Genomic DNA, 11,583 nt, shown 5'->3' with positions numbered 1-11,583 from the left:
ACATCTGAGGAAGGTTCACGGACGATGCCGGACGAAAGCAAGCTCGTCGATTACCTGAAGTGGGTCACGGCGGATCTCCACCAGACCCGCAGGCGCCTCCAGGAAGCCGAGTCGGGCCGCCACGAGCCCGTGGCGATCGTCGGCATGGCGTGCCGCTTCCCGGGAGGCGTGCGATCCCCGGAGGACCTCTGGGAGCTGCTGGCCGACGGCGGCGACGCCATCGGCGGGTTCCCGGCCGACCGCGGCTGGGACCTGGAGACGCTCGCCGGTGACGGAGAGGGCCGCAGCAGCACGCAGAAGGGAGGATTCCTCCACGACGTCGCCGACTTCGACCCCGGCTTCTTCGACATCTCGCCCCGCGAGGCGCTGGCCATGGACCCGCAGCAGCGGCTGCTCCTCGAAACCGCCTGGGAGGCCGTGGAGCGCGCCGGGATCGCCCCCGGCAGCCTGCGCGGCAGCCGCACCGGCGTCTTCGTCGGCACCAACTCGCAGGACTACGCCCACCTCGTCCTCGCCTCCGACGACGACATGGGCGGCTACGCGGGCAACGGCCTCGCCGCCAGCGTGATGTCCGGCCGGCTGTCCTTCGCGCTCGGCTTCGAAGGACCCGCCGTCACCCTCGACACCGCGTGCTCCTCGGCCCTGGTCGCCCTGCACCTGGCCGCCCAGTCCGTACGCTCCGGCGAGGCCGACCTCGCGCTGGCCGGCGGTGTCACCGTCATGACCACCTCGGCCGGCTTCGTCGGCTTCAGCCTCCAGGGCGGCCTCGCCGCGGACGGCCGCTGCAAGGCGTTCGCCGACTCCGCCGACGGCACCGGCTGGTCCGAGGGCGTCGGCATGATCCTCGTCGAGCGGCTCTCCGAGGCCCGGCGCAAGGGCCACCCGGTGCTCGCCGTGCTGCGCGGCTCCGCCGTGAACCAGGACGGCGCCTCCAACGGCCTCAGCGCCCCCAACGGGCCCGCCCAGCAGCGCGTCATCCGCGACGCGCTGGCCTCCGCGGGGCTCTCGCCCGCCGACGTCGACGCCGTCGAGGCGCACGGCACCGGCACCACCCTCGGCGACCCCATCGAGGCACAGGCCCTGCTCGCCACCTACGGCCAGGACCGTGACGCGAGCCGCCCGCTGCGCCTGGGCACGGTGAAGTCCAACATCGGCCACACGCAGGCCGCCGCCGGTGCCGCGGGCGTCATCAAGATGGTCCTGGCCCTGCGCCACGGGCTGCTGCCCCGCACCCTGCACGTCGACGCGCCCTCCACGCACGTCGACTGGGACGCCGGCCACGTCAGCCTGCTCACCGAGGCCGCTCCCTGGCCCGCGGGCGAGCGGGTGCGCCGGGCCGGTGTGTCGTCCTTCGGCATCAGCGGCACCAACGCCCACGTCATCCTCGAAGAGGCTCCCGCGCCCGAGGAGGACACGGACGCCGGGCAGCGGCCCGAGCCCGTGGTCCCGCACGCCGTGCCGTGGCCCGTGTCGGCCCGTACCGCCGCCGCCCTCGACGCCCAGCTGGCGCGGGTACGGCCGCTCGCCGCGTCCGGCGCCGACCCCGTCGCCGTCGGCCACGCGCTGGCCGCCACCCGCACCCCCTTCGAACACCGGGCCCTGCTCGTCGCCGCGGACGGCGGCCTGACCGAGGCCGCCCGCGGCACCGTCCCCTCCGGCGACAGCCCCGGCCTCGCCGTGCTGTTCTCCGGCCAGGGCGCCCAGCGTCTCGGCATGGGCCGTGAACTCCACGCCCGCTTCCCGGTGTTCGCCGCCGCCCTGGACGAGACCCTGGCCCTCCTCGGCGAGCGCCTCGGCCACTCGCTGCGCGACGTCATGTGGGGCGACGACCCCGCGGCCCTCGACGACACCGGCCACACCCAGCCCGCCCTGTTCGCCGTCGAGGTCGCCCTCCACCGCCTGTTCGCCTCCTGGGGGGTGCGCCCCGACCACCTCGCCGGGCACTCCGTCGGTGAGATCGCCGCCGTGCACGTGGCCGGCGCGCTGTCCCTTCAGGACGCCTGCACGCTGGTCGCCGCCCGCGCCGGCCTCATGCGGGAGCTGCCGGCCGGCGGAGCCATGGTCGCGCTGCACGCCACGGAGGCCGAGGTGCGGCCGCTCCTTGACGAGCGGGTCTCGCTCGCCGCGGTCAACGGCCCCGAGTCCGTGGTGGTCTCCGGCGCCGAGGACGCCGTCCTCGCCATCGCCGGGCACTTCCGTGAGCAGGGCCGGCGCACCACGCGGCTCTCCGTGAGCCACGCCTTCCACTCGCCGCTCGTCGACCCGATGCTCGACGCGTTCCGGGACGTCGTCGCCGGGCTCACCTTCGGTGAGCCGTCGGTCCCCGTCGTCTCCACCCTCACCGGCGGCGTCGTCACCGCCGAGGAACTGGCCACGCCGCACTACTGGGTGTGCCACGCCCGGCAGGCCGTCCGTTTCGCCGACGCCGTACGCACCCTCGTCGACGAGGGCGCGCGGACCTTCCTCGAACTCGGCCCCGGCGGCGTGCTGTCCGCGCTCGTCGGCGAGAACACGCAGGCCGCCGACCTCACCGACGTCACCGCCGTGCCCGCCCTGCGCAAGGACCAGCCGGAGGAGGCCGCCGTGCTCGGCGCGCTCGGCACCCTGTGGACCCGGGGCACCGGGGCCGACTGGGACGCCGTGTCCGACGGCACCCTTCCCGCGCGTCCGGCCCCCGTGGACCTGCCGACGTACGCCTTCCAGCGAGACCGGTACTGGCCGAACGTGCGCGCCCGCTCCGGCGACCCCGCCGGCCTCGGCCTCGGTGCCGCCGCGCATCCGCTGCTCGGTGCCACCGTCGCCCTCGCCGACGCCGACGAGTCCGTCCTCACCGGACGCCTCTCGCCGCTGACCCACCCCTGGCTCGCCGAGCACCGCGTCGACGGCCGGATCACCGTCCCCGGCACCGCCTTCGCCGAGATCGCGGTCCGCGCGGGCGACGAGAACGGCACCCCGCGCCTGGACCGGCTCGACCTGCTCGCCCCGCTGACCCTCGGCGACCGCGACGCGGTCCTGCTCCAGGTGCGCGTCGGCCCCGCGGACGCCTCCGGCCACCGGACGCTCTCCGTGCACGCCCGCCCGGCGACCGCGGACGACGCCCCCTGGACCACGTACGCCCGTGGTGTCCTCGCCCCCGACGAGGGCGCCGAGTACGCCGAGTACGCCGAGGACACGGCCACGGACCTCGTGGAGTGGCCGCCCGCCGACGCCCGCCACGTCCCGCTCGAGGAGCTGGAGTCCGACGGGCGCACCCGCGGTCCGCTGTTCAGCGGCCTGGCCGGGGTGTGGCGGACCGAGGGCGAGGTGTTCGCCGAGGTGGAGCTGCCCGCGGGGCCCGACAGCGGCTTCGGACTGCACCCCGCGCTGCTGTCCACCGCCCTGCGCGCGGCCGCCGCCCTCGACGGCGCGGCAGTTCCCGAGCCGACCGGCTTCGACGGGCTCACGCTGCACGCCACCGGCGCCACCGCGCTGCGCGTACGGCTGAGCACCACCGGACCCGACACGGTCGCCCTCACCGCCGCCGACACCGCGGGCAGCCTCGTCCTGACCGCCGACACCGTGCGCCTGGGCACCCCGGACTCCACCGCCGGGACCCCGGCCGCCACCGGCCAGGGCGACCTGTTCGCCGTCAAGTGGGCGCCCGTCAAGGCCACCGCCCGCGCCACCGGCACCCGCTGGGCCGTCGTCGGCTCCGACGAACTCGACCTCGGCTACGCCATGCACCGCGCCGACGAGACCGTCACCGCCTACGCGGAGTCCCTGGGCGACGCCATCGGCGACAGCGGAGTCGCGCCCGACGTGTTCCTGATCCCGCTGGCGGGGGGCCTGCCGGGGGACGAGGACTCCGGAGCGGACGGCGTGCACGCCCTCACCGCCCGCGTCCTCGGCCACCTCCAGGAGTGGCTGTCCGAGCCGCGACTCGCGGGCACCCGCCTCGTCTTCGTCACCCGCCGCGCCGTCGCCCTCGACGACGAGGACGTACTCGACCCGGCCGGCGCGGCCGTCTGGGGCCTGGTCCGCTCCGCGCAGACCGAGAACCCCGGGAGCCTGCTGCTCGTCGACCTCGACGACACGTTCCTCTCCGCCGGCGTGCTGCCCGACATCCTGACGCTCGACGAGCAGCAGCTCGCGGTCCGCAACTACGAGGTGCGCGCCGCCCGGCTCGCCCGGCTGCCGCGCACGGCCGACGACGCCCCCGCCGCCGACTGGGACCCGGACGGCACCGTCCTGATCACCGGCGGCACCGGCGGTCTCGGAGCCGCGCTCGCCCGTCACCTGGTCACCGCCCGGGGCGCCCGGCACCTGCTGCTGGCCGGCCGCCGCGGCCCGCAGGCGCCCGGCGCGGCCGAACTGGTCGCCGAACTGACCGGCCTGGGAGCCCAGGTGACCGTCTCCGCCTGCGACGTCGGCGACCGCGACGCCGTCGACGCGCTCGTCGCGTCGGTGCCGGCCGAGCACCCGCTGACCGCCGTCGTGCACACCGCGGGTGTCCTGGACGACGCCCTGATCGGCTCGCTCACCCCGGAACGACTGGCCGGTGTGCTGCGTCCCAAGGCCGACGCGGCCCACCATCTGCACGAGGCGACCCTCGGCCAGGACCTCGCCGCGTTCGTGCTGTACTCGTCGATCTCCGGCGTCATCGGCGGCCCCGGCCAGGGCAACTACGCCGCGGCCAACGCCTCCCTCGACGCGCTCGCCCACCGGCGCAGGGCGGCCGGTCTGCCCGGCGTGTCCCTCGCCTGGGGACCCTGGGGCCGCGGCAGCGGCATGACCAGCCAGGTCAGCGACACCGACCTGGGGCGGATGGACCGCGGCGGCACCCCGCCGCTGAGCGTCGAGGACGGCCTCGCCCTGTTCGACGCCGCCCTCGCCCGCCCCGAACCGGTGGTCGTGCCCACCCGGGTCAACGTCGCCGGACTCCAGGTCCAGCAGACGCTGCCCGCCCTCTGGCGCGACCTGGTGCCGCGCACCCGGCGCGCCGCCGCCGCGGACCGCTCGCCCAGGACCGTGCTCGACGGGCTGCGCACGCTCGACACCGCCGGCCGGGAGAAGCTGCTCACCGAGCTGGTCGTCGGCTTCACCGCGGGCCTGCTCGGCCACGCCGACCCCTCCGCCGTCGACCCCGAGCGCGGCTTCCTGGAGCTGGGCTTCGACTCGCTGGTCTCGGTCAGCCTGCGCAACCAACTCGGCGAACTCCTCGGGCTGCGCCTGCCGACGTCGGTGGTCTTCGACAGCAAGACGCCGGTGAAGCTGGCCCGTCACCTCAACGAGGAGCTGGGTGACCTGTCCGCTTCCGGCCCGGCGTCCGCCGCCGCCGTCGCCGGCACCACGGTGCACCCCGACGACACGCTGGTCGGCCTGTTCCACAACGCGGTGCGCGACGGCAAGCTCGTCGAGGCGATGCGGATGCTGAAGGCGGTCGCCAACACCCGGCCCACCTTCGAGACGCCCGCGGACCTGGAGGAGCTGTCCGAGGGCGTCACCCTGGCCACCGGTCCCGGCTCCCCGCGCCTGATCTTCGTCAGCGCGCCCGGCGCCACCGGCGGTGTCCACCAGTACGCGCGCATCGCCGCCCACTTCCGCGGCAGGCGCCATGTGTCGGCGATACCGCTGATGGGCTTCGCCCCCGGCGAGCTGCTGCCCGCCGACAGTGACGCGGCGGCCCGGATCGTCGCCGAGAGCGTCCTGATGGCGAGCGACGGCGAACCGTTCGTGATGGTCGGCCACTCCACCGGTGGCTCCCTGGCCTATCTCGCGGCCGGAGTCCTGGAGGACACCTGGGGCGTGAAGCCGGAGGCCGTCATCCTGCTCGACACGGCGTCCATCCGGTACGACCCCTCGGAAGGCAACAACCTCGACCAGACGACCCGCTTCTACCTGGCCGACATCGACTCGCCGTCCGTGACGCTCAACAGCGCCCGGATGTCCGCGATGGCGCACTGGTTCATGCTGATGACGGACATCGACGCGCCCGCCACGACCGCCCCCACCCTGCTCCTGCGCGCCACGCAGGCCAGCAACGGCTTCATGCTCGACACCTCCGCGGTGCCGGCCGACGCCGTACGCGACATCGAGGCCGACCATCTGTCCCTGGCCATGGAGCACTCGGCACTGACCGCCGAGGCCATCGAGAGCTGGCTCGCCGGACTTCCGGACGGCGACGCCTGATCCGGGCCCGGCCGGCGCACGGCAACCCGGCCGGGTCCTTGTCCCCCCACCGCATCCGGGGCGCCGCCCTCCCACACGGCGCCGCCCCGGGTGCGACCGCGGACCCCGCAGTCGGGGACCCGCGCACACCCCCCACATAAGGAGTAGCAGTCCCATGGGCAACCCCACACCGCCGCCCTGCTTGGAGGACGACGCCGCGCCCTCGGTGCTCCACCTGAGCCCGCTTCTGCGCGAGCTCCAGTCACGCGCTCCCGTCACGAGGATCACCACCCCGGCCGGCGACGAGGGCTGGCTGGTGACCCGGCACGCGGAGCTGAAGCAGTTGCTGCACGACGAGCGTCTGGCCCGCGCGCACGCCGACCCGGCCAACGCGCCCCGCTACGTCAAGAGCCCGCTGATGGACCTGCTCATCATGGGCGACGTCGAGGCGGCCCGCGCCGCGCACACCGAGCTGCGCACCCTGCTCACCCCGCAGTTCTCCGCCCGCCGGGTGCTGAACATGACGCCCATGGTGGAGGCCGTCGCACAGCAGTTGCTGACCGGTTTCGCCGCCCGGGAGCGCCCCGCCGACCTGCGCGCAGACTTCTCGCTGCCGTACTCGCTGACCGTGCTGTGCGCCCTGATCGGCATCCCGGTGCGGGAGCAGGGCCGACTGCTGGCGGTGCTGGCCGAGATGGCCACCCTGAACGACGCGGAGAGCGTCGCCAGGAGCCAGGCGGAGCTGTTCGGGCTGCTGGTCGAGCTGGCCGGCCGCAAGCGGGCCGAGCCCGCGGACGACGTGATCTCCCGGCTGTGCCAGGCGGTCCCGGAGGACGAGCGCATCGGCCCCATCGCCGCGAGCCTGCTCTTCGCCGGCCTCGACAGCGTCGCCACCCATGTCGACCTGGGCGTCGTGCTGTTCACGCAGTACCCGGACCAGTTACGGGAGGCACTCGCCGACGAGAAGCTGATGAGGAGCGCCGTCGAGGAGATCCTGCGGGCCGCGAAGGCCGGCGGCTCGGGTGCGGCGCTGCCGCGCTACGCCACCGACGACATCACCATCGGCGACGTCACCATGCGCACCGGCGACCTGGTGCTGCTCGACTTCACGCTCGTCAACTTCGACGAGGCGGTCTTCGACGAGCCGGAGGTCTTCGACATCCGCCGCGCGCCCAACGAGCACCTGACGTTCGGGCACGGCATCTGGCACTGCATCGGGGCCCCGCTGGCCCGCACGATGCTGAAGACCGCCTACACGCAACTGTTCACCCGGCTGCCCGGTCTCAGGCTGGCGCGCCCGGTGGAGGAGCTCCAGGTGACGTCGGGCCAGCTCAACGGCGGCCTCACCGAACTCCCCGTCACCTGGTGACACCCGGCCCAGAGACCGGCGGCGGCCCCCACTGCCTGACGAGTGGGGGCCGCCGCCTTTTCCGTACTCGGGCCGTACTGGGCCGTACTCGGGCCGTACTCGGGCCGTACTCGGGCCGTACGAGAGGACCTAGTCCTCCACCACCGTGATCGCCATCGAGGGGCAGACCACCGCGGCCTCGCGGACCGCGTCCAGCGTCTCCGGGTCCGACGGCTGTACGAGGACGGTCACCAAACCGTCGTCGTCCTGGTCGAACACGTCCGACACGGCCAGCACGCACTGTCCGGCACCGACGCAGCGATCGGTGTCCACGTTGACGCGCACCATCATTCCTCCAGGGTCGTTCCAGCGGGCCGGCCGCCGCAGCGGACCGGCCCGTCGCTCAGCTCCAGGTGACGGGCAGCTCGTGCAGACCGAACAGCACGCCGTCGTACTTCAGGGACAACTCCTCGACGGGCACGCCCAGTTCGAGGGTCGGAATGCGCTCGAACAGGGTCCGGTAGGCGATCTCCATCTCCATCCGCACCAGGTTCTGCCCGAGACACTGGTGGACGCCGTACCCGAAGGCCACATGCGAGCGCGCGGAGCGCTCCGGGTCGAACTCGTCGGGCCTGTCGAAGACCGAACCGTCGTGGTTGGCCGCGGCGAGCAGCGGCACGATGCCCTCACCGGCCCGGATCAGCTGGCCGCCGATCTCCACGTCCTCCACCGCCACCCGGAAGGACACCAGGTCGGCGACCGAGTAGTAGCGCAGCATCTCCTCCACGATGCGGTCGTCGCCGATCCACTTCGGGTTGGTCAGCAGCTGGACGACGCCGAGGCCGATGTTGTTCGCCGTGGTCTCGTGCCCCGCGATGAGCAGGAGCATCGACACCCCGGACAGCTCCTGCCGGGACATGGTGCCGGCCTGGATCAGCCGGCTGATCAGGTCCTCGCCGGGGCGGCGGGTCTTGATCTGGATGAGCCGGGTCAGATAGCGCAGCAGTGCCTTGGAGGCATCGTCGCGTTCCTCGTCGGTGGAGGAGAGGGTCACCAGGACCCTCGTCTTCGCCTCGAAGAAGTCCCGGTCCGCCTTGGGTACTCCGAGCAGGTCGGAGATGACCAGCGACGGCACGGACAGTGCGAAGTCCGCGATCAGGTCGGCCGAGTTGCCCGCAGCGAGCATCGCGTCGATCCGCTCGTCCACGATCTGCTGGATCGCCGGACGCAGCTCCCGCACCTTGCGCACGGTGAACTCCGGGATCAGCGTCTTGCGGAACCGGTCGTGCTCCGGGGGATCCAGCGCCACGAACCAGCCCGGGATCTCCGACTGCGACGGGGCGCCGCCGGTGCGCCTGGCCCTCGGGAAGCCGGGGTGGGAGGGGTCCGCGCTGATCCGGGAGTCCGTCAGCACGGCCCGCACGTCCTGGTGCCGGGTCACCAGCCACAACGGGCCGCTGGCGGGCAGTTCGGAGCGGACCAGGCCCTCGCCCGCCCGGTAGTCGGCGTACTCCGGCGGCGGGAACGGACGTCCGGGCCGGCGCAGCGGGAAGGCGACGGGGCAGCCCGGAGCGTACGTCGTCGTCTCCGTGTCGGCGGTCATCACTTGGCTCCGTAGAAGTCGCGGATCCGGTCGGTGATGAACTCCTGGTCCTGCGCGGTCAGTCCGGTGTGCGTCGGCAGGTAGAACCCGTCCTCGCTGAGCCGGGAGGCGTTCAGCGACGGCCAGTCGGCGTCGTAATAGCCCGGCTGACGGCTCATCGGCTTGAAGAACACCCGGGTCTCGATGCCCTGGTCGGCCAGGTAGGCGCACAGCTCCTCGCGGCGCTCGGCCCGCAGGTCGTACATCCACAGCACGTCGCGGGCCGGCATCAGCGTGATGCCGGGCACGTCCCGCAGCGCGTCGTCGTAGCGCTTCTCGATGTCGCGGCGGGTCGCGAGGATGGTGTCGAGCTGCTCGGTCTGCGCGAGCGCCACCGCGGCCTGCATGTTCGTCATGCGGTAGTTGTAGGCCAGCTTCTTGTGCAGGAAGCTGTGGTCCTTGGTGAACGCCATCGCCCGCAGATGCGCCATCTGCTCGGCCAGATGCGCGTCCCGGGTCAGGCACACGCCGCCCTCGCCCGCCGTGATGATCTTGTTGGCGAAGAGGGAGAAGCAGGCGATGTCACCCACCGGCCGCACCCCGTGCGCCTCGGCCGAGTCCTCGACCACCCGCAGGTTGTACTCGTACGCCAGGTTCATGATGGCGTCCATGTCGCACTGCCGGCCGTAGATGTGCACCGGCATGATCACCTTGGTGCGCGAGGTGATCTTCTCCTCGATGCGGGAGACGTCGATGTTCAGGTCGTCGCCGCAGTCGACGAACACCGGGGTCGCCCCCGTGTAGGTGACCGCCCACGCGGAGGCGATCATCGTGAACTCCGGGACGATCACCTCGTCGCCGGGGCCGACGCCCAGCGCGCGCAGCGCCAGCGTCAGCGCGGTGGTGCCCGAGGAACAGGCGACACCGTGCGGCATGTCGTTGTGGGCGGCGAACGCCTCCTCGAACTGCCGGACGTAGGGGCCCTGCGACGAGATCCAGCCGCCGCTGACGGCCTCCGTCACATACTCGAGTTCGCGGCCCTTCAGCCACGGCATGGAGACCGGATACGTATAGGACATGCTTGACTTCCTCGGTCAGTCGTTTGCCAGGACGGGGAGGCCGAGCAGCAGGTCCGCGGCGGCGGTACGGCCACCCGCGTCCTTCAGCAACCCGGCGTAGTACTCGGCGCGTTCGGTGAAGGACGGCTCGTCGAGCACGCGGGTGATCTTGTCGAGGACGTCGTCCGTGTCCACGGTCTCGGGGTGGTCGACGGTCAGGCTCACGCCGAAGTCCTGGCCGCGCACGGCCTGGTCGTCGCAGTCCACCCACAACGGCCGTACCACCAGCGGCTTTCCGAAGTACAGGCCCTCGTGGTAGCCGTTGCCCCCGGCGTGCGTGAAGAACACCTTGACGTTCGGGTGCGCCAGCACGTCCAGTTGCGAGGGCACCCAGTTCTCGATCCGCAGGTTCGCGGGCAGTTCCCCGGCCGGGGGCAGCAGGTGCTGCTGCTCGCGCGGCAGCTTCCACAGCACCTGGTGGCCCTCGCCCTCGAGCCGGCGGGCCACCTCCACCAGCGAGGCGACCTGCTCCCGGGTGAGACGGGTGATGGTGCCGAAGCCCATGAAGACCACGGACTTCTGCTCCGTCAGCCAGTCCGACAGCTCGTCGTCGTCCGGCGCCTGCGGCAGCGGCGGCACCAGCGTGCCCACCAGCCGCACCTTCTCGTGCATCGGGAACGGGTAGTCCAGCTCGGCCACCGAGTAGCACAGCACCTGCTCGGCGTGGTCGATGCGCGCCATCATCTGCCGCGCCTCGGGGGAGATGCCCAGCTCGCCGCGGATGCGGTTGTCCTTCTCGACGACCTCGCGCATCTCCTTCGTCATGAACATCCCGAGCGTGCGCACCCGGAACAGCTCGTTCTCCACCCGCTGGGCGATCGTCATGTTCCCGGGCAGGCCGGAGTGCGGCACCGGGAACCCGGACGGCGTGTACGACTTGGCGAACGGCACGTGCGAGGTCAGCACATTGCTCGGCAGGAACGGCACCCCGAGCACGAACGGGATCTTCTTGGTGATCGCCAGCTCGTACCCGAACTGGCACATGCTCTCGATCACCATCAGGGCGGGCTGGACCTCCTCGACGATCCTCTCCAGCGCCCGGTACTTCTCCACCCGGGTCTCGGGCGCGAAGGAGTGCCGGATGACCGCGCGGTGCGCCTTGAAACGGGACCGCTGCGTCACCTCGGCATAGGTGTCGTCGTCCCAGGTGACCGCCGACATCTGCGACACGGTGTCGCCGAGCGAGGCGAACCGCAGCGGACTGTCCACCGAGGACGACTCGATCTGGTCCCGCGCCTTCTCGTCCGTGGCGAACCACAGATCCTCCACACCGCGCCGGGACAATTCCTCGGCCAGTACGAGCAGCGGATTGAGAAGACCGCTTTCGGCATAACTGACGAACAGGATCGGCCGCCTGTGCGCGCCCATGGACAACACCCTCCGGAAAG

6 protein-coding genes are annotated in these 11,583 nt (G+C 72.6%); 2 read left to right on the top strand and 4 right to left on the bottom strand.

Going from position 1 to position 11,583, the window contains the following annotated elements; translation table 11 throughout:
• Window positions 1-24: 24 nt before the first annotated feature.
• Window positions 25-6,168: an SDR family NAD(P)-dependent oxidoreductase gene (locus tag ACIOWN_RS31765; RefSeq protein WP_401984124.1), complete on the top strand. Its 6,144-nt coding sequence runs from the start codon at window positions 25-27 to the stop codon at window positions 6,166-6,168.
• Window positions 6,169-6,322: 154 nt separating this feature from the next.
• A complete protein-coding gene (locus ACIOWN_RS31760) occupies window positions 6,323-7,516 on the top strand; it encodes a cytochrome P450 (protein ID WP_362357425.1) in 1,194 nt (397 codons plus the stop codon).
• 129 nt (window positions 7,517-7,645) lie between these two features.
• Here ACIOWN_RS31760 and ACIOWN_RS31755 read toward each other — a convergent pair whose 3' ends face one another.
• The 4 genes from ACIOWN_RS31755 to ACIOWN_RS31740 are packed head-to-tail and all read right to left on the bottom strand — an operon-like array spanning window position 7,646 to window position 11,563.
• Window positions 7,646-7,846, bottom strand: a complete 201-nt coding sequence (locus tag ACIOWN_RS31755; protein ID WP_376491618.1) for a ferredoxin — start codon at window positions 7,844-7,846, stop codon at window positions 7,646-7,648.
• Between the two features lie 52 nt (window positions 7,847-7,898).
• Complete coding sequence (locus ACIOWN_RS31750; protein WP_401984122.1) at window positions 7,899-9,098, bottom strand: cytochrome P450; 1,200 nt, start codon at window positions 9,096-9,098, stop codon at window positions 7,899-7,901.
• On the bottom strand, window positions 9,098-10,156 hold the full coding sequence (locus tag ACIOWN_RS31745; protein ID WP_401984120.1) for a DegT/DnrJ/EryC1/StrS family aminotransferase: 1,059 nt from the start codon (window positions 10,154-10,156) through the stop codon (window positions 9,098-9,100). The genes ACIOWN_RS31750 and ACIOWN_RS31745 overlap by 1 nt, the downstream gene beginning before the upstream one ends.
• 15 nt (window positions 10,157-10,171) lie before the next feature.
• On the bottom strand, window positions 10,172-11,563 hold the full coding sequence (locus ACIOWN_RS31740) for a glycosyltransferase (RefSeq protein ID WP_401984119.1): 1,392 nt from the start codon (window positions 11,561-11,563) through the stop codon (window positions 10,172-10,174).
• Window positions 11,564-11,583 lie beyond the last annotated feature (20 nt).

The organism is Streptomyces sp. NPDC087787 (assembly GCF_044743035.1).
In the GTDB taxonomy this organism is placed as follows: domain Bacteria; phylum Actinomycetota; class Actinomycetes; order Streptomycetales; family Streptomycetaceae; genus Streptomyces.
This window is presented reverse-complemented; position numbering and strand designations above follow the sequence as displayed.

Bases quoted from the DNA above. Each gene is read 5' to 3' on its own strand.
- ACIOWN_RS31760 (WP_362357425.1), top strand. From the start codon at position 6,323: ATGGGCAACCCCACACCGCCGCCCTGCTTGGAGGACGACGCCGCGCCC.
- ACIOWN_RS31755 (WP_376491618.1), bottom strand. From the start codon at position 7,846: ATGATGGTGCGCGTCAACGTGGACACCGATCGCTGCGTCGGTGCCGGA.
- ACIOWN_RS31765 (WP_401984124.1), top strand. From the start codon at position 25: ATGCCGGACGAAAGCAAGCTCGTCGATTACCTGAAGTGGGTCACGGCG.
- ACIOWN_RS31745 (WP_401984120.1), bottom strand. From the start codon at position 10,156: ATGTCCTATACGTATCCGGTCTCCATGCCGTGGCTGAAGGGCCGCGAA.
- ACIOWN_RS31740 (WP_401984119.1), bottom strand. From the start codon at position 11,563: ATGGGCGCGCACAGGCGGCCGATCCTGTTCGTCAGTTATGCCGAAAGC.
- ACIOWN_RS31750 (WP_401984122.1), bottom strand. From the start codon at position 9,098: ATGACCGCCGACACGGAGACGACGACGTACGCTCCGGGCTGCCCCGTC.